Below are 18418 nucleotides of genomic sequence, written 5' to 3'. Positions count from 1 at the left end.
TTTTTGCCTGAATTATCTCCCTGACACATCCCGTCTCCCTTATTTGCCTGAAATTGATCACCCTTAAGAACCTGTTAAGAACAATCCTTATAATCGCTCCTCTATTATTAAACACTGGGTACATGATGAAAAAGGTATTAATTTCTCTTTCAGTTTTAGTGACTTCGCTGACGGTGATGTCTGCACAAGCGGCCAATGACACAACCGGTTGTGAAGCTAAAAAGCAGGAGATTCAGCAAGAGCTTTCAATGGCACGTGAGCAGGGCAATAAGGCGCGTATTGCAGGATTGGAGAAAGCACTGCGTGAAAATAGTGAACACTGCACAGACAGTGGTTTACTTAAAGCGCGCCAGGAGAAAGTGGCGGAAAAACAGCAGAAGGTGCAGGAGCGTGAACAGTCGTTGCGTGAAGCACAAGCCGATGGTCGCCACGAGAAAATTGAGAAGCAGCAGCGCAAACTGGATGACGCACGTGATGAGCTAAATCGAGCAAAAGCGATGCTGGCAAAGTAGCGCGATGACTTCTCGATATTAGCCGTGGGGCGCAGTAAAGCGCCCGCTTACCACACATACCCCACAGTCACCTGATTACTCAAAATCGTCACCGCAGGCGCAATCACGCCGCGCACCGTTGAAACATACTCAAACCACAGTGGCCCGCCAGCCGGGAATCCTGCGGGGAGCACCATTTCACCGCTTAAACCGGACAAACGCACACAGCGGTTGCCACCGCACACCCGTACCTGAAACCCCATTGGCACCTTGCCGTCAGTGGTAATGCGGCAGGCCAGTTTCGTGGCAATCATTCCTGCTGGTGGCGCAGTAGCAAGCTGCACCGGGCGGCTTTTCAGCATCGATAACATGCCGGTTACTGCGCGCTTTCTCAATTTAATAGCGATGTTCCTAAACACCGTCACGCTGGCACCTCTCTTTACACAACTGATGGCGCATATTTTCACCTGCCTTTCGCACTTTGTGGCCGCACTGCGTTAACCCGGCGCTACCTGATGCAGATGTTGCGCGGTGTATTCTCGGTGCCAGAGGCCAGTACCTTGCCGTTCAACAGATAGAGGCCAATGACGCTGATATCGCCTAACTGGATATGGGGGAACACATACTCTCTGACGTCGTCGTCATGACTCTTGTCCCCCAACCCCCGACTGAGATGTGTGGCCTTAATTTTCAAAAGGTTGTAATGGAATTTGTGCTCAAACCAGATGGCGCGATTGATATGGGTCACCGGCGCGATCGGCACACCATCGATAAAGCGCGACAGTGTGCCGATATAACTGGTGTGACCGTGATAAAAACCATCACGATAGCTGCGATAAATGCCTTGTGTCAGCACCACCTCCTGTTGGTTTTTGATGTCATAAAACGCCAGGGGGAAACTGCATTGCGCTTGCTGGGATGAGATCAGCCACCACCGCCCGATAATGATGGTCAGCGCGAGGAGAAAACCACCCAGAAACAGCGCGCTAAGTGGAAATTTAATTAACCCGGAAATAGTAGGATTCACACCCATTGTTGGCTTCCTGCAAAGGTTGGTGGCAGGCGATCAAGCCTTGATGATGATGGGAGCTGGCGATACCCAGCGTGATATACAACTCCCGAGCAGCGGGCCGATCGGGGCCCAAAACATAGCGTGTGTAGGTCAGCAATGTGGCTTCAATCAGTTCATGGTGCGTTTGCTGATGCTTCGGCACCCATACCCGGCTCTCAACCGACACCGCCCCACCATGCCAGGTGACAAAATCGATTTTTTTGGGTGTGAGAAGCCATAAGTGTTGTGCGACCAACCCTGTCGCGATACCGGCAACAATGCCGCCAAGGGTCATCGACAGCGCGCGTTGCCAGCGGAAAGGCTGAACTTCGGGTTGGTGGGCATCGAGCGGCGCTGGGCAGGGAGGAAGATCCTCAGGATCTGAGGTATGTACTATCAAACGGTAACCGCTGCGTGTCACGGCCAGCAGGTGAATCTGTTGATCAAGATCCAGCGACACCAGCGCACGACGTAATTTGCTGATCATCACGCGCACGCTGTTTTCAGTGGCGGCAAAACCGACCTGACGCCAGCCAATATCCATTAGCTGTTCCGGTGATAACACTTCACCTTGCGCCTCTACCAGTGCCGCTAAACAGAGCGCGGCACTGGCAGGGAGCGTCACAGACTTCCCATCATGATTACGGATCAGGAGGCGTTTATGTCTGGCTAACGTGGCAGAAAAACCGAGAGATATCATATCGTTCATTAGATAATTTTTGCCGATTATTAACAATGCCAGAGCGGCTAATTCGCGCCAGAGGTCACAAATAATGATGTCTGTTTTTCGTCTATAAACTGCAGCCTCTTGGACTAAAAAAGCCCTTGAAAGGAGGGCAAAGCATGCACATGGAAGATATTAATTACGCGGAGTTAACACAGCAGACTTTAGATTTTCTGTGGTACCTGATTAGCTTGATATAGCACTGAGTTTTAACGCTGAGTGTGGAGCAAATCATGGGGTAAGTCACCGTGAATTAGCGCCATATTGCCGATATCAATGGTGTGATCGACAGTATTGCCAATCAAACCAATATTCTGGCACTTAATTCTGCCGTGAAAGTGGCGCGCGCTGGCGAACAAAGGCGCGGGTTTGCAGTGGTGACAGGAGCGGCCATGGTCGCGGGTGGATTAGAAGCGTAGTTGGATGCGTTGGAAAAACGGGGGGCGCAATTTTATGCTTAGCAATGAGGCTGCACCCTAGTCCGTTCGGCTGAAAGCCAAACCGCATGATAAACGCCAAGGATTGTTGGCTGAAAAATAGGCTCCGTATTGGTTTTTTTAAATAAGAAATATTAGCCACTACTTTAATGATTAAAATTCACGATAATTCATTAAATGAATTAGTCAAGTTGACGTAGTCTTATTGCGCTATGTGAACGCTGAATTTCATCCGATACTTTGAATGAATTAATGTTGGGTGAGAAATGTGATGCGTAGGGTATATATCGATGTTGGCTTAGATAATAAAATCACGTTGTGGAATAAATATCAGAGTCTGGTGAGGAAGGAGGTGTTACGTTTACAAAAACGCCTTCCAGCCAGTATCGAATTCGATGATCTGATTCAGGCGGGAGCTATCGGGTTCATCTCTGCTGTCGACAGTTTTGATGCGCGTAAAGGGGTGGCACTGAGTGCCTGGATTACTCAACGCATAAAATGGGCGTTAATGGATGAACTGCGTGATCGTGATTGGGTCCCTCGGCGGATCAGAAAGCATTCGCGAGAAATTTCTGCCCTTATACAAAAGCTCGAACAAGAAAATGGGAGAAATGCCAGCGAAATGGAAATCGCTGAGCGTATGGGGGTGCCGCTGTGTGAATTTCAGCAGATGCTGGCTGATACTAACAGCATTCAAATTTTATCAATTGATGAATTACAAGAAAGTTATGATGATCTTTGGGAGCAGCCAGATGACGAGAATGCATTGCTGGACCCGGTACATCAATCGATAAAAAACAACCTCGCATTGCGTATTGCTGAGCATATAGCCTCTATCCCTGAACGTGAACAACGAATACTTCAGTTCTATTATCACTATGATCTTAATATGCATGATATAGCCCTGATTCTAAATGTCACAGAAACTCGTGTGAGTCAACTTCACAGTTTGGCAATAAAAAGGTTGCGAAGAATAATGGATCGTGATTACACGATGTGATTGTTATTTTTTGTATTCATGGAAAAACTTTCATCATGGTTAATAACATTTAATAATATTATTTCTATTGATTTTCAATTGGTTGGCATATGTTATTTCTCTTATGGGTTGTCGTAAAAATTCTGAAGGATACTATTTCCCCATTGCTGTAAGCGGTTATGTTGCGCGTTGCTTTCAATTCTGTTCCATTACAGTGCAAAATCGCTTATCAGCCTTAAACGAGGAATTGATATTTCCTGTTACCTTACTTCTGCTCTGAATGATTAAGGTGTATTAATGTCTAACTTTGATGAGTACTTGCAACATATCCATGATATGAATTTATCTTACCTGCTATTAGCACAACAGTTGATCAGGCAAGACAAGTTTGCTGCAGGCTTTCGTTTGGGTTTGTCAGAAGCCACGCTAGATAATATCAAAGCATTGACATTGCCGCAGTTAATTAAAATGTCTGCCACTAATCAATTTATTTGTCGTTTGCGAATCAATGACGAAGTGATGATCGAAAACCTCACAAAAGATTCACGTATAGAAGCACTGCAGAAAATTCACACTGGAATTATTTTATCAACCGACCTGCTTAATTCATTGAATACAGAATCTCTAACCGTTAGCTAAGAGGTGTGGCATGTGTGAGAAAAACTTGTTGCAGGAGTTGCATGAAATGCATATTGCTATGGAGTTGATCGCATTAGGTGCGCGGATGCAGGTACTGGAGTCTGAAACCTCATTAAGTCGACGACGCCTTTTGCGTTTATATAAAGAATTACGTGGATGTCCTCCTCCCAAAGGTATGCTACCTTTTTCTGAAGACTGGTTTATGTCGTGGGAGAAAAATATTCATTCATCCATGTTTTACAACATTTACCTCTATTTAATTAAAACGGAAAAATGTCCGCCTATTAAAGCGCTCATGAAAGCCTACCGTCTTTATCTTGAACAATGTTATTGCCAAAGTCAGAAAAAACCCGTACTGGATCTGACACGGGCATGGACATTATTACGTTTTATTGACTGCGGCATTATTTCACGCAAAGCCTGCCGCATTTGCCAAGGGGGATTTGTAGTGATTATCGAAAATATTAAGAACCCGTTTACTTGCAGTTTGTGCTGCCCGCCCTCACGCGCCAGTAAACGGACTCATATCAGCCACGTTGTTTCACGGCATGTGCTGGACGCGGTGACGGACGCACTCTTATAGCGATGGGTTACCATGGTGGTGAAGAGAATAGCGCACGCCAGGTGCACAGTTTTTTCACCCCGCTGGTCAGATAGCATGGCAGAATAGCCCCCTCATTTAGCAGGAGGGTAGCTCATGACCGATGACATCGACCAGCGCATCTATGAATTAGTGCGTCGCTACGACGGCGTTTATCTGTTTAAGCAGAAGACCTTAACTCCACAGGTTGATATCGACAGCGATCTCAACTTTGAGCGTGAAGAAGCGCAGGCGTTAATGGATGAATTCTTTGCTGAATTTGCAGTTGAACGTGGCGGTTTTGCGATTGAAACCTACTATCCCAATGAGCCTTCTCTGGTGCAGATCCTCAACCCGTTTAACAAGCGTGAAGTCCCGGTGGTGCCGGACTTCACGCTCGCTATGTTGATTGAGTCGGCCAAAGCGGGGCGTTGGCTGTTCGAGTAAGCTAGCGCCACGTCATCACTTCACATGCACACCAAAGCCGCTCTCATTGGACGCCAGTGAAGCTTTTAGCGTCAGCGCCGGGATCTCATAATCGCCGCCATTTTGCTGACGAAACGCAATCGGTGCCGTCTCGGCCAGTGTATCCAGTCGCGTCGCTAACGCATCGCACCAGCTTGCAAAGCGCTCTTGTGCGGATTTCTGTACGCGATAAAACACCAGCGGGGGCAAAACACTAAAGCCTGGATAAAACAGCATACCGTGCTGGATCGGGAACAGTAGCTGATCAATCGAGCCGTTGATGCCCCGTGGACTATAGTGTGATTCCCAACCGCCAGTGGTGATCACCAACATTGCGCGCTTGCCTGCCATATTGCCCTCGCCGTAACGATCGCCCCAATGCTGTTCGTTGTGCTCCCCCACGCCGTAGGCAAATCCGTTAGCGTAGACGCGGTCAAACCAGCCTTTCATGATGGCGGGCATGGTGAACCACCACAGAGGGAACTGAAAGATCACCGTGTCGGCCCAGCGCAGTTTTTCCTGTTCTGCCGCGATATCGGCAGGCTGTTGCTGATGGTCAAACGCATAGCGTGAATCCAGCGTCGCGTCATAATGCGTACCGACCAGGGGCGCTAACGTATCGGCTGCATCAAGCTGCGCTTTCCATTGCATGGCGTAGAGATCCGATACTTGCACCTGATGCCCTGCGTTTTGCAGGTGCTCGATGGCGAAATCTTTCAATGAACCGCTGAGTGAACGAGGTTCTGGATGGGCATACACAATCAGTACATTCATGGCGGAATCCTGTGAGATGAAAACCCCTGCAGGTTAAGCCGAGGCTGGCTATAGTAGAAATCAATTACGGATATCTCAGGTATAGCCACGGTGAATATCAACTCGCTGGATTTAAATCTGTTGCAGACACTTGATGTGTTGCTGGAAGAGCTTAATGTCACGCGTGCGGCACAACGTCTTAACCTGTCACAACCCTCGGTGAGTACGCAGCTTGCCAGGTTACGCACGGTTCTGGACGATCCGCTGTTACTGCCGGGACCACGTGGGATGTTACCAACGGCACGAGCGGAAGCACTGCGCGATCCGTTACGGTTGGCGCTGGAAGCATTAACCCGCGCCGTGGCGCCGCCTGACGTTTTCAATCCTGCCCACGCCGACCAGACCTGGCGCATTGCCGCAACGGATTACATGTCCTCGGCACTTGTACTGCCGGCGCTCAATTTAATTCGTGATGCTGCGCCGCGCAGCCGTATGGCGGTCTTCACTTTGAATCCACCGCAGGTGGCGCAGCAGTTGGAAAAAGGCGAGTTGGATCTGGTGTTTCATACCGGTGACAACGCGCCCCCGACCTTACATCAGCGCAAGTTGTTCAGTGAGCGCTACGTGCTGGCCGGGCAACGAGATCATCCACAACTGCAGCAGCCGCCCACGCTGGATCAATTTTGTCAGCTGGAGTTTGTGTTGATTTCACCTGATGGTGGCGGATTCAGCGCGGCTACCGATAGCGCGCTGGCTAAGCTGGGCCGTAAGCGGCGGGTCGCGCTGTCAGTGCCCCATTTTCTGTTTATGCTGGAGGTGCTGGCGAGCAGCGATTTAGTCGCCGTGGTGCCGGAGCGACTGGTGCGCAATACGCCATATCTTCGTGTCTGCACGCCTCCGCTGGAGATACCGGGTTTTGATATTTTGATGCTGTGGCATCAACGCCTGCACCGCGATCCGGCGCAGCAGTGGCTGCGACAGCAGATTGTGGCGTCGTTATAAGCTCACGCTTAGCGCAAAAAATTCACTTCTCCCGCGCGCTAAAAATCATCACACTAGCCACCTTTACCATTATGGAGAGATGGCATGAAAACCCGATTGCTGCTGGCGTTAGCGCTGCTCACCAGTTTAAGCGCGCCACTGTTAGCAGACGAAGACGGCGTCTCCTTTAGTCACAAAGACTGGGAGCTCGCTTGTGATAATACCTTAACCTGTCGCGCTGCCGGTTACAGCGCTGAAGAGGGTGCTGGCGGTTCGGTGTTGCTCACGCGTGAAGGGGGACCAAACGCCGTTACCCACGGTCGTGTGGTGTTGGCCGATACCGGTGATGACGACTCCAAGCAGGTGGATACGTTGGCGCTGTGGATCGATGACCATGCGCAGGGTGAGGTAGCAAAAGCCGAGAATGATGAGTGGACACTCACCGATGTGCAAACGCTGGCGCTGATCAATGCCATTAAGGGCAACGGTAAAGTGGAGTTTCGCGGCGGCGAAGAGCCGTTTGAGCTTTCCAGCAACGGCGCGTTCGCCACGCTGCTGAAAATGGATGATGCGCAAGGGCGACTCAGCACGCCAGGGGCATTGGTGCGCAAGGGCAATAAGTCTGAGAGCAGTGTACCGGCGGCGGTATCGATGCCAGTGATCCAACAGGTCAAAGTAGAAAAAGCCACACCTCGCCCCTTGACGGATGATGAGCTGGCGCTATTGAAACCAAAGTTGATTGCTTCGCTAACTGACGATGACAGTTGTGACAACCTGGCGCCGACCGACGATCAGCCCGAAGAGGGGGCCGAACCGCTAACGTTAACGCCAGTAGATGATGCACATGTGTTGATCGCCGCACTTTGCTGGCGCGGGGCGTATAACGAAGGTTATGGCTACTGGTTAATCGACAAATCCTTGCAGGGCAAACCGCAGTTGATCACCGATTCCGGTTCAGACTACAGCGAAGGAGTGGTGTCCGAAGCGCAAAAAGGTCGTGGCATTGGCGACTGCTGGAGCACTGCTGCCTGGGTATGGGATGGCAAAGATTTTGTGCAGAGTAGCGATGCGACAACCGGCATGTGCCGCGCAATTCGTGCAGGCGGCGCTTGGCAGTTGCCAACGCTGGTGACGGAGGTCAGACCGGCACCGTAATCCTCGTGCTTTCTATAAAAGCCTTTCACTTAACTGTGGGCCCTTTTAATAACGCGCACAGAAGTTACAGAGCAGGCTGGGGCCGCACCGGGGCAGGCATTCCGCAGCGCTGAACGGAGCGAGTATGCCAGGAGAGCCCGCAGGAAGCGGGCGAAAGGTGGCGCTGGACATGGATGTTCCATCGGCACCGGTCCGTTAAGGCAGACGAGTGAAGTGAAGGCACCGCGTAGCGGCGCGAGGACCGCCAGCCCCGGAGCGGTTCCAGACTGCGCTATCGCCAGTCGCTTAGCTGAGATGAATTACGCTATAAATGGCGACCGCTACAAAAGCCGGGTTACTTACCGCAGCACTGCTTGTATTTCTTACCGCTTCCGCACGGGCAAGGGTCGTTACGACCGGTTTTCTCGCCGGCAAAATGGGGCAATTGTGGCTCAGGATCGGGCTGTGCCAGGCGCTGCTCTTGCCAATACTCGTGCAACTCCAATGCGGCAGGGCGGATGGCCTCGATGCTGGCTTCAAACTCTTCCGGCGAGAAGGCTTCGCGCTTAGCCAACTGTGTTTCACTGCCGTGCAGGGTGATGGCGTCCATGGCGGGTTGCAGTGCTTCCGGCAATTCGGACCAGTCTTTATCCAACGCCACGCCGCGCAGATATCCGTAGCACCAGTCCTCCACCACGGTGAACTCCTGACCTTCCATCTCCTGGAAGCCAAACAGCGGATCAAACTGATCCGGGAATTCAGCCAGACGCTCAGCAATATCGTTGAAATGCTGGAAGATCAATGCCATAAAGCGATCCATCTCGCGCTCATTGGCCCATTTTGGAATCTGCTTTTGCCCGCCCCACATTGCCACCAGCCACTCGCTGGGTTCGATATCATTGGGGCCAGAGAGCAGTGCGGTCAGCATACCGTCCAGTTCAGACGTATCCACCACTGACTGTTCGTTGCCGTATTTCTCCAGCATATCTTCCAGCCAGTTCAGCTCTTTTTCGGTTAATGGACCCTGGTTCATATGACATCTCCTGTTCGAGGCTTGGGCAGACATTAAGTGGGCGCGATTATAGCCACAAGTGACCGCGATTTATCGCTTTCTGCATAACGATTGCAGGAGCTTTGCTAAAAATCATTCGCCATAACATATTTCCCAACAGTATTGGCTGGAATTGACGCCAGATGTCAGCGTAAAAGCAGAATTTTTCTGCATAAAGGACGCCAAACAATGGCTGAAACATTGCCTGTGCTGGATCTCGCGCTGCTGGAATTACCCGATGCCGAGCGCTCACCATACCTTGCTGAATTGCGAACCACCGCGCGCGACGTCGGTTTTTTCTACCTGACCAATCATGGCATTAATCCGCAACTGCTGCAGAACGTTCAGACTATCACTCAGGCGTTTTTTGCGCTGTCAGATGAGGAGAAGCAGCGCGTTTCCATGATCCACTCGCCACATTTTCGCGGCTACAACCGTGCGGGCGTGGAATACACCCGTGAACAGCGCGATCAGCGTGAACAGTTTGATATTGGGGCCGAGCGAGCTGCATTGACGTTACAGGCGGGTGATCCAGCCTGGCTCCGACTACAAGGGCCGAATTTGTGGCCGGAAGCGCTGCCGCAGTTGCGCCCAGTGATTCACGCGTGGCAACAGGCAATGACGGCCATTGCTCTGCGCCTGTTACGCGCCTTTGCAAAATCTCTGTCTCTGCCCGCCGATGCCTTTGATGCGTTATACGGTACGCATCCCAATGAGCATGTAAAACTCATTCGCTATCCCGGACAGGCGGCCAGCGCCAGCCAGCAGGGGGTGGGGGCGCATAAAGACTCCGGTTTTTTGACCTTTCTGTTGCAGGACGATCAACCCGGCTTACAGGTGGAAGTGACCCCTGATCACTGGGTAGATGCGTTGCCTGAACCCGGTGCGTTTGTGGTGAACATCGGTGAACTGCTGGAAATCGCCACCAATGGTTATCTGCGCGCCACAGTGCATCGCGTGGTGTCACCCCCTGCGAATAAAGCGCGCGTCTCCATCGCCTTTTTCCTCGGTGCGCAATTAGATGCCGAAGTCCCTCTCTATCAATTACCCCCGCATCTGGCTGCAGAAGCACTGGGCCCGACCAGCGACCCGACCAATCCGCTGCTGCGGGAGGTAGGCTGGAATTATCTCAAGGGGCGTTTGCGCTCCCATCGTGATGTGGCGGCACGCTATTACGCCGACGCTTTGACTCCCGTTAAATAATCATAAAAGTAAGGAAAGCCCATGACTAAAAAGGTGATAGCAACGTTGGTAATGATCTCAGTCATGAGTTCATACGCTTCAGCTGCCGCTCTGCGCGTAGCAGCCGATCCGGTGCCACACAGCGAAATCCTCAACCACATCAAACAGAGTGACAAAAACCTCGATCTCAAAGTGATTGAGCTGAATGGCAACCTCAATGCGAACGAATTGCTGGCGCGCGGAGACGTTGATGCCAACTACTTCCAGCACGTGCCTTATCTGCGCGATCAGGAAAAAGCCCTTGGAGAGAAATTTGCGGTGGTGGCAACGGTGCATATTGAGCCACTGGGGATTTACTCGCACAAAGTAAAATCCTTGAAAGATCTGCCTGATGGGGCGCAGGTGGCGGTGCCGAATAACGTCACTAACCTTAGTCGAGCGCTTTATCTCTTACAGTCCAGTGGCTTAATTAAACTCAAGAGCAACAGTGCCACGACGTTGGTCACGACGGCGGATATCAGTGATAACCCGCATCACCTGAAAATCATTGAAATCGAGGCACCGCAGCTACCACGTGCGCTGGATGATGCACAGCTGGCGATCATTAACGGTAACTATGCGTTGCAGGCGGGGTTAGTCCCCTCAAAGGATGCGCTGGCGCTGGAACAGGCGAAGGACAACCCGTATGCGAATGTGCTGGTCACCACGCCAAAGCTGGCTCATGACCCGCGCATTCTCGAATTAGCGAAAGATCTGGAGTCAAAGCAAACGGCTGAATTTATCAACCAGCATTATCGCGGTTCGGTTATTCCGGTTAATCAATAATCCCCTTCCGCCACCTGATTCTGGCAGGTGGCGGATAGCCTCTTCTGTGTTATATTTCGCCACAAACACCCATCGCACGTTTTGCTAAAAATAAAAACAATATATAAATCAACTGCTATGAAAACTTTCACCAGGAATTATCGGTGATGCGCCGCATTATGTCGCGCTCGCTGCTGTTGTGCTGCAGTTTGCTGTTGAGCGCCTGTGGCACGCTATCGCAAACTTCAGCGCCGGTTGGCGATAAAGTCTATCTCACGCATGCCACCTTCAATGAAAACGTCGATGACATTGTGCAGCATTACATGCAGCAAAAGCAGGTGTCTGGCATCAGCATTGCGATAATCCATGAACGCCACGCGCCGAAATTTTATAGCTTTGGCGTCACCGATGCCGTGCACCGTTATCCGATTACGCCGGATACGCTGTTTGCGCTCGGTTCACTCAGCAAAGGCATGACGGCTGAGGTGATCATTGAACTGGTGGATCGCGGTGAACTGCACTGGAATGACACCCTCGCCACACTGTTACCGCCAGGTGTGCCGCTCAGTGCCGATGCCAAACGTATCACCCTGCTGCAACTGGTGACGCATACCTCCGGCTTGCCGCGGCAGGATATGGATCTGCCGATGTTCATGAAGTTTATGGCTTATCTACGCAGCGGTGAGAATTTTTACGGCAATCTCGATAGCGATGCGGTGCTAAGTTATCTGGCTGATTTTAATGCCCCCGCAAAACCTGCCGCGCAATACTCCAATCTGGGTTACGCGCTCCTCGGTTACATTCTCAAGTATCGATTGCACCAGGATATCGAGACGCTGGCGCAACGCAATCTGTTCCAGCCACTGGGCATGACCAGCAGCAGTTTCCACCCACAAACCTTATCTGGCTATCCATGGCGCGCCTTGGGGCATGCAGGCGATCAGCCTAAGTTCATTCCGCGTGGCGATCTGACGCCGGATTGGGCGTTCAGTAATAATATGGTGGCCGCCGCGAGTCTCTACAGCAACGCACGTGATCTGATCCGCTATCTGGATGCGCATCTGCACGATGATGCGAATGCGCCGATTAACGCGGCTTTTGCTCAGGTGAATCGCGGTTATGAGCAACACGGCAATCAGTCACAGAATATTGCCTGGGTAACCGATACTTACGGCCATGAGAAAATTACCTATCAAGTGGGCTATATCGGCGGATACGCCAGCTTTATTGGCTTTGATAAGCAAAATGGTAATGCCATCGTCGTGCTGCAGAATGCATTTAACTGGAGCAACTATTTGGGTATCGCCTTGCTGATGGATCTGGCGCAGAAAAAACACGCCGAACCCTGAACACGGTTGCTTGCAATTTTGCTGCGTCAAAAAATGCTCGCGCTGAGGTATGCTGTGCAGCAATATTTGACGCGCACAGCGCGTGGAGGGAACCTTCTGCGTGCTGCACTTGTCACTAAATTGGACAGTTAATAATTAACCAGAGTGGAAATCACCAATGCGCAGGACACACGTCACCTTTCTTTCTGCAGGAATTTTTCTGGGCGCTTTGAGCCTGACCCCAGCCGCGCTGGCTGAAGGCGAGCAAACGGATAACGTACCACCGCCACCACAAGTTCAGCAGGTGGCACCTGATGCACAAACCCAGACCCCGGCCGCAGATGCACCTGCCAGCAATGAGCCGGCTGAGTCCTCTGGTGATGTTGCACCGATTCGCCCGTCACAAAATGGCATGCAAGATGCGCCAGCAGGCCAAAATAACTACGACCTGCATACTATTGTGATCGACTACAAAGAGTACAAGGTCGGTGATATGGTGCCGGATGAGTACCGTAAAAAGCAGTACACCATTGTCGAGTGGCAACCACGCCATCTGCCAGCACCGCAGCCAGGGACTCACTGGGCTTATATCAATGCCAACTACATCCTGATCACCGACGATAGCGGCAAGATTGTGATGGGCAAGTCTGGCGATATCTTCTTTAAAGGGTAATCCCTTTGCGCGGCGGCCATGATGCTGCCGCGATTATCCGGATATACACTGTGCGATATGTGCAACGCCAGCCATAATCTGGCTCGTGCTGGTGTTGCCATAACCCAGCACCAATCCCTGCTGTTTTTCCTCTCCCCAATAAAATCCTGATAGTGCGCCAGGTGCGTAACCATGGGATATCAATCTATCCACCAGTTCGCGGTCCTGTTGATCTTCAGACAGACGCAACACCAGATGCATACCGCATTCACCACCCAATAGCGGAACCTGTGCCCCAAAGACCTGCTGTAGTGCGCTACGTAAGCTGGCCTGGCGCTGGCGATAAAGACGGCGCATTTTGCTGAGATGGCGATTGAAATCCCCATTACGGAGGAACAGGGCCAGCGCTTGCTGTTCGAGGCGGTTTCCCCCGCGCAGTAATTCATGCAAAGCCGGGCGTAACTGAGGCAGTAATTGAGGAGGAAGCACCATAAAACCGATACGCAGTGATGGAAACAGCGTCTTGCTGAACGATCCCACGTAAATCACCGGCGTGGGCTGCATCATGCCTTGCATCGCAGCAATCGGTTCGCCGCTGTAACGAAAATCACTGTCGTAGTCATCTTCTATGATCCATGACTGATGTTGTCGAGCGGCGGCCAGCAGTGCCAGGCGACGAGGGGCGCTCATCACTACGCCAGTGGGGTATTGATGGGTGGGGGTGGTGTAAATCAACGTCGGTGGGCGTTGTTGCCAGTCACTGGCTTGCGGTGCCAGTCCTTGCTCATCCACTGCGATGGGTTTGATACGCATGTCACCCAAGTGCATGGCGGCTTTAGCCCCACGGTAGCCCGGCTCTTCCACCCAACCGATATCGCCGCGCTGGCTGAGCAACGCCACGCATAATGTGAGCGCTTGCTGTGCGCCATCGGTAATGACGATCTGTTCGGGCGTACAGCGCACCCCACGCGCCAGTGCCAGGTGCTGTGCCAACGCTTCACGCAGCGTGTGTTCACCGAGCGGATCGCCATAGCCCAGCAATGGCTGGGGTTGATGCTGCATTACATGATTGAGTGCTCGCCGCCACTGTGCCAGCGGAAAGTGCGCCAGCGCTGGGATGCCAGGCCGCAGAGCCATCTCCTGGCTCAAAATGCGATGGGTCGAACGCAACTGAGCGACTCTGGGGGACAGCGTGATATTGCTGGCATCAACTTCATCGTATGGAGAAGAGGGAAGTTGAGCGATAGCGCTGATGCGGCTGCCCTGGCGATCGCTGAGCAAAAATCCTTCAGCCTGTAACTGCGCCCACACCCCGGTCACGGTGTTACGTGACACCTTGAGATCGCCCGCTAATTGGCGGGTCGAAGGTAAACGCGTGCCAGCAGGGAGCGCGCCGATCAGAATGGCCTGCTTGATGCGCTTAAACAACTGCTGTTGGAGCGTTAGCTCGCTGTTAATTTCCAGCGGAGCCAATAAGAGTTGATGCAGTTCACTCTCGTTCATGGTCATCACGTGGACCCATAAATTTCATCGAATGTGGTGCTTTTTAACATGCCAGCTAACTGGCACGCTGTGCAACAGGCTTTCACTGACAAGGGAATTGAGCAATGACGCAATACACTAATGCTTACGGGCAACCCGTTGGCGCGCCACTGACAGCATGGCAACCGCGCAGTTGGCCCTCTTACGAAATTTTCACCGGCCATTATTGCCGCCTTGAGCCGTTAAATGCTGAACGTCATGGGCGCGATCTCTACAATGCTTACGCGCAAGCTGCTGATGGGCGCGACTGGACCTATATGTTTGCAGAGCCTTTCCCGGATGAAGAGGCTTATCTCGCGTATGCACAAAAAATTGAACAGGGCCGTGACCCGATGCATTTCGCGGTGATTGACTTGCGCAGTCAGCGAGCGGTGGGAACTCTGGCACTGATGCGTATTGACCCGGCGCACGGGTCGGTTGAAGTGGGGCATGTGGCTTTTTCACCGCTGCTCAAGCAAACCTGTATGGCGACAGAGGCGCACTATCTGTTGATGCGTTATGTGTTCGATCAATTGGGTTATCGCCGCTACGAATGGAAATGTGACAGCTGTAATCAGCCTTCACGCAAGGCAGCATTACGCCTGGGCTTCCAGTTTGAAGGTATTTTCCGTCAGGCAATTGTGTATAAAGGCCGCAGCCGTGATACCTGCTGGTTCTCGATCATTGATGGTGAATGGCCGGAATTGAAACAGGCATTTGAGCGCTGGCTGGCGGTGGAGAATTTCAGTGAGGATGGAACGCAGCGCACCAGGCTTGAGACACTGCGTGTAAGATGATGATCGTGCCGGGCATCAGGCCCGGCTAACCGACAAAAATGTATTTGGCGGCGGCGAGTACTGTTGCGGTGGTCATCCCGAGTAGCAGTCGGCGGATCCAAATGTTGTCTCGCTTCAATTCCGCAAAGCCTATTTGCATTCGCTGATCTAAGTCGCTGATCCTGGCGTCCATTTTTATAAATTTAAGGTCTATTTGCTCGAATTTTTCGTCAATCTTAGCGAACTTTTCATCGATCTTATCGAACTTCTCATCGATCCTGTCAAATCTCTCGTCGATCTTCGCGAATTTCTCATCAATCTTCGCGAATTTCTCGTCAATTTTCGCGAATTTCTCGTCGATTTTCTCGAATTTCTCATCAATCTTCGCGAATTTTTCGTCAATCTTAACGAATCTCTCATTGATCTTGAAGAATTCCACATCAATCTTGTCAAATTTATCGTAGATTTTGACGAATTCGGCATCGATTTTATCGAATCTTTCCCTGAAACTTAAAATCACTTTATCATTAGCATCAAAGCGTTGGTCTATGCCCTGAAACTGTAAACGCACCTCCTTTTCAAATTGCGCAATGCGAATATCCAGCTTATCGATACGATGATTGGTGTCACTCTGGGCGCGCACCAAACTCCCCATCGCCTGAGACAGGTCAGACTTAGTTAAGGCATTTTCTTGCTGCATCTCCGCAAATATTTCAACCAAGGCTTCTGCTTGCCTGTCTTCAATACCGGCCTGTTGCAGAGATTTGTAGGCTTTGTGCGTATTCATCATAGCGAGTGTCATCCGTGTACTCCTGTCATCTTCCTCAATAAAAGGAAGACTATCCGACAGGTGATAGTTTACCTATGCAATCGTTGTTATTTTGCGCGATGCCTCGAAAAAAATCAATTAGTACAAAGGGTAACGGTTTTTCGTATAAGAAAAAGCCTGCTTAAATAAGCAGGCTTGAGAGGTTAATTGGCGGCGTATTTTTTACTCAAAGAACGGTCGGAAGTGGGAGTGTCTTCCTCGTCATCACTGATATCAGGTTTAGGTAAACTGGCCTTAACCCCCCAGAAGTAACACACCAGAGCAGCTACGATCGTCAGGATCATATCCAAGGGTGAACTGATTATGCCGCTGCCGCCGTAGCTGCCCAGCATCGAAATGACCAGGATCGCAATGTAGTAGGCCAACAGCCACCAGGCGCAATGGAGGTCTTGCTGAAATTCATTGTTCTTCTTGCCAAAAATCGCATAGACAATCCATGCCACCATTAAAATTGGCACCAGAATTTCATTCACTGACCAGCCACTCCAGTAAATCAGCAGAGTACTGGCGACAAATGCCAGCGGGCTCAAAACAGCGGCAACTGGCAAGTGGAAGGGACGCTTAAGCCCTGGAAGGTGATTTCTAAAAGCACCAAGCGTAATTGGGCCAGGCATATAGGTGAAGACGGTGGCTGAGGTCACTGCGCCAATTAAACCTCCCCAGACCTGAAATTCCGAAGGTAATGTCCAGACGATAGCCAACAGTAGTGATAACCATAACGCACCACGCGGCACGCCAGACTTAGCATCCACTTTGCCAAACACCTTAAACAGATGGCCATTACGTGCCCACGCAAAGAGCACGCGCGCAGCGCCAGCCAGATAAATATTGCCGGTGCCAGCAGGCGAGATGACCGCATCGATCAGTATTAAGTTGATAAGCCAGGTTAACCCCAGACTGCGCGCTAAATCTGCATAAGGAGACTGGAATACCTGCTTCAAGCCTGCCCATCCATGTTGATTAAGCACGTCTGTCGGCACTGCACCCATAAAGGCATACTGCAACGCCAGATAGATCACAAAGCTCACCACAATCGCAATGCCAATCGCTAAGGGGACATTGCGTTGGGGATTTTTCGCCTCACTGGCGAAATCAACGGCCTGACGAAAGCCGAGATAGGCAAAAACAATTCCCGCCCCGGTTAAAGAAGAGAAAACACCATGTGCGCCGCCGGGAGGTGCGGGAGGCACGGAAAGGTTAGGAGCGTGGAAATAGAGCAGCAGGGTGATAATGGTTAACAGAGGGACGATAAATTTAAACGTGGTGATAATGGTATTCACACGGCCAAAGAAACTGACACTCCAGTAATTGAGTAAAAAGAAGGCCACTAACAAACCAATTTGCACGGCAAAACCGAGCCCGGTCGGGCTGCCATCACTGTGGCCTAACGCTGGCCACCAATAAAGCGCGTACTGACGCACGGCTTCAACTTCGACCCCCGCCGTGCTGGTATACGCCAGTAATGAGCTAACGCCAATCACAAAGCCCACTATATTACCGTGCGAGTAATTGGGATAACGCACAAAGCCCCCGGCACGGGGAATGGCGGAGGAGAGCTCAGCATAGACCAGCCCGATTAACAGCACTATCACTGCACCTAATACCCAGGCCCAGCCAGTATTGCTTCCCGCGTAGCCTGAGCTATTTAATGCCGCATACAGCCACCCGGAACCAATCATCGATCCTATGCCTAACAAGGATAAATCGACTAGCCCCAATTTTTGTTTTAATCCGCTCGATGCCATAAATTACCTCTGCGATCTGGTCATTTGATTGATTTATATATTCGCTCAAGGGTTTATAAGCATGTTGCGTGCCAGAATAAGTTTTAATACGTCATAGTTCATTGGGGCAATTAATTACAAACCAAATTGAGAGTCTATGCGGGGTTAAAAGCATAGTTATTGCATGCGTTACATCGATGCGAGAGGAATATAGGGTAATGATGATTTCGTGGAGTGTGCAGGCTGCACTTAAAAGATCCAAAATATATAATATGTGACCGTTGGAAATATTATGTCACCCCAGTGGTAAGAGTGAC

The 18418-nt window shown here is 51.1% G+C and carries 20 protein-coding genes and 1 pseudogene; 13 read left to right on the top strand and 8 right to left on the bottom strand.

Features of this window, described 5'->3' with window-relative positions; all coding sequences use genetic code 11:
• The first annotated feature begins 125 nt into the window (after positions 1 to 125).
• Complete coding sequence (locus PSSD_RS09585) at positions 126 to 512, top strand: DUF1090 domain-containing protein (protein ID WP_039327643.1); 387 nt, start codon at positions 126 to 128, stop codon at positions 510 to 512.
• Between the two features lie 47 nt (positions 513 to 559).
• On the opposite strand, the gene PSSD_RS09580 is transcribed toward PSSD_RS09585, so the two are convergent.
• The 3 genes from PSSD_RS09580 to PSSD_RS09570 all read right to left on the bottom strand — a co-directional run bounded on the left by PSSD_RS09580 (position 560) and on the right by PSSD_RS09570 (position 2167).
• Positions 560 to 853: a flagellar protein FlhE gene (locus PSSD_RS09580; protein WP_167347665.1), complete on the bottom strand. Its 294-nt coding sequence runs from the start codon at positions 851 to 853 to the stop codon at positions 560 to 562.
• 146 nt (positions 854 to 999) lie between these two features.
• On the bottom strand, positions 1000 to 1524 hold the full coding sequence (locus PSSD_RS09575) for a hypothetical protein (RefSeq protein ID WP_039327645.1): 525 nt from the start codon (positions 1522 to 1524) through the stop codon (positions 1000 to 1002).
• Positions 1490 to 2167 carry a winged helix-turn-helix domain-containing protein gene (locus PSSD_RS09570; protein ID WP_158649444.1) on the bottom strand — a complete coding sequence of 226 codons (678 nt, stop codon included), beginning with the start codon at positions 2165 to 2167 and terminating at the stop codon, positions 1490 to 1492. Before PSSD_RS09570 ends, PSSD_RS09575 begins: the two co-directional genes overlap by 35 nt.
• Before the next feature lie 356 nt (positions 2168 to 2523).
• Here PSSD_RS09570 and PSSD_RS26535 point away from each other — a divergent pair.
• The 5 genes and pseudogenes from PSSD_RS26535 to PSSD_RS09550 form a co-directional block, all read left to right on the top strand.
• A pseudogene (locus PSSD_RS26535) lies at positions 2524 to 2646 on the top strand (methyl-accepting chemotaxis protein); the annotation flags it as partial.
• A gap of 328 nt (positions 2647 to 2974) precedes the next feature.
• Positions 2975 to 3703: an RNA polymerase sigma factor FliA gene (fliA, locus tag PSSD_RS09565; protein ID WP_058970998.1), complete on the top strand. Its 729-nt coding sequence runs from the start codon at positions 2975 to 2977 to the stop codon at positions 3701 to 3703.
• A 276-nt stretch (positions 3704 to 3979) separates the two neighbouring features.
• The gene (gene flhD, locus PSSD_RS09560; RefSeq protein WP_058970995.1) at positions 3980 to 4321 is read left to right on the top strand and encodes a flagellar transcriptional regulator FlhD; all 342 of its coding nucleotides are present in this window, start codon (positions 3980 to 3982) and stop codon (positions 4319 to 4321) included.
• A gap of 10 nt (positions 4322 to 4331) precedes the next feature.
• Complete coding sequence (gene flhC / locus PSSD_RS09555) at positions 4332 to 4904, top strand: flagellar transcriptional regulator FlhC (protein WP_039327652.1); 573 nt, start codon at positions 4332 to 4334, stop codon at positions 4902 to 4904.
• Positions 4905 to 5018: 114 nt separating this feature from the next.
• Entirely contained in the window at positions 5019 to 5348 is a 330-nt protein-coding gene (locus tag PSSD_RS09550) for a DUF1493 family protein (RefSeq protein WP_039327654.1), read from the top strand.
• Between the two features lie 15 nt (positions 5349 to 5363).
• Here the strand turns inward: PSSD_RS09550 and PSSD_RS09545 are convergent, their stop codons facing one another.
• Positions 5364 to 6140 carry an NAD(P)H-dependent oxidoreductase gene (locus PSSD_RS09545; RefSeq protein WP_039327656.1) on the bottom strand — a complete coding sequence of 259 codons (777 nt, stop codon included), beginning with the start codon at positions 6138 to 6140 and terminating at the stop codon, positions 5364 to 5366.
• Positions 6141 to 6230: 90 nt separating this feature from the next.
• Here PSSD_RS09545 and PSSD_RS09540 point away from each other — a divergent pair, with 90 nt between their 5' ends.
• Together PSSD_RS09540 and PSSD_RS09535 are read left to right on the top strand one after the other, a co-directional pair.
• A complete protein-coding gene (locus tag PSSD_RS09540; RefSeq protein ID WP_058970992.1) occupies positions 6231 to 7121 on the top strand; it encodes a LysR family transcriptional regulator in 891 nt (296 codons plus the stop codon).
• A gap of 84 nt (positions 7122 to 7205) precedes the next feature.
• The gene (locus PSSD_RS09535) at positions 7206 to 8255 is read left to right on the top strand and encodes a DUF1176 domain-containing protein (RefSeq protein ID WP_039327660.1); all 1050 of its coding nucleotides are present in this window, start codon (positions 7206 to 7208) and stop codon (positions 8253 to 8255) included.
• A gap of 334 nt (positions 8256 to 8589) precedes the next feature.
• Here the strand turns inward: PSSD_RS09535 and PSSD_RS09530 are convergent, their stop codons facing one another.
• A complete protein-coding gene (locus PSSD_RS09530) occupies positions 8590 to 9267 on the bottom strand; it encodes a YecA/YgfB family protein (RefSeq protein ID WP_039329571.1) in 678 nt (225 codons plus the stop codon).
• A 207-nt stretch (positions 9268 to 9474) separates the two neighbouring features.
• Between PSSD_RS09530 and PSSD_RS09525 the strand changes: the two genes are divergently transcribed.
• The 4 genes from PSSD_RS09525 to PSSD_RS09510 all read left to right on the top strand — a co-directional run bounded on the left by PSSD_RS09525 (position 9475) and on the right by PSSD_RS09510 (position 13272).
• Positions 9475 to 10488 (top strand): isopenicillin N synthase family dioxygenase, encoded by a 1014-nt coding sequence (locus PSSD_RS09525; protein ID WP_058970989.1) that lies wholly within the window; start codon positions 9475 to 9477, stop codon positions 10486 to 10488.
• Between the two features lie 21 nt (positions 10489 to 10509).
• Entirely contained in the window at positions 10510 to 11292 is a 783-nt protein-coding gene (locus PSSD_RS09520; RefSeq protein ID WP_058970986.1) for a MetQ/NlpA family ABC transporter substrate-binding protein, read from the top strand.
• A gap of 146 nt (positions 11293 to 11438) precedes the next feature.
• Positions 11439 to 12620 (top strand): serine hydrolase domain-containing protein, encoded by a 1182-nt coding sequence (locus tag PSSD_RS09515; protein ID WP_058970983.1) that lies wholly within the window; start codon positions 11439 to 11441, stop codon positions 12618 to 12620.
• Positions 12621 to 12777: 157 nt separating this feature from the next.
• On the top strand, positions 12778 to 13272 hold the full coding sequence (locus PSSD_RS09510; protein WP_058970979.1) for an RcnB family protein: 495 nt from the start codon (positions 12778 to 12780) through the stop codon (positions 13270 to 13272).
• Positions 13273 to 13305: 33 nt separating this feature from the next.
• On the opposite strand, the gene pdxR is transcribed toward PSSD_RS09510, so the two are convergent.
• Positions 13306 to 14754, bottom strand: coding sequence for a MocR-like pyridoxine biosynthesis transcription factor PdxR (pdxR, locus tag PSSD_RS09505; RefSeq protein ID WP_058971054.1), 1449 nt, complete (start codon positions 14752 to 14754; stop codon positions 13306 to 13308).
• 104 nt (positions 14755 to 14858) lie between these two features.
• Between pdxR and PSSD_RS09500 the strand changes: the two genes are divergently transcribed.
• Positions 14859 to 15569 (top strand): GNAT family N-acetyltransferase, encoded by a 711-nt coding sequence (locus tag PSSD_RS09500; RefSeq protein ID WP_058970975.1) that lies wholly within the window; start codon positions 14859 to 14861, stop codon positions 15567 to 15569.
• Between the two features lie 25 nt (positions 15570 to 15594).
• Here the strand turns inward: PSSD_RS09500 and PSSD_RS09495 are convergent, their stop codons facing one another.
• Together PSSD_RS09495 and PSSD_RS09490 are read right to left on the bottom strand one after the other, a co-directional pair.
• A complete protein-coding gene (locus PSSD_RS09495) occupies positions 15595 to 16350 on the bottom strand; it encodes a hypothetical protein (protein WP_058970972.1) in 756 nt (251 codons plus the stop codon).
• A 170-nt stretch (positions 16351 to 16520) separates the two neighbouring features.
• Entirely contained in the window at positions 16521 to 18122 is a 1602-nt protein-coding gene (locus PSSD_RS09490) for an APC family permease (protein WP_058970970.1), read from the bottom strand.
• Between the last annotated feature and the right edge of the window lie 296 nt (positions 18123 to 18418).

Source organism: Type-D symbiont of Plautia stali, from assembly GCF_001485335.1.
Lineage (GTDB): Bacteria > Pseudomonadota > Gammaproteobacteria > Enterobacterales > Enterobacteriaceae > Pantoea > Pantoea vagans_C.
Note: the sequence above shows the minus strand (reverse complement) of the source record. Positions and strands in the feature narration are given on the sequence as shown.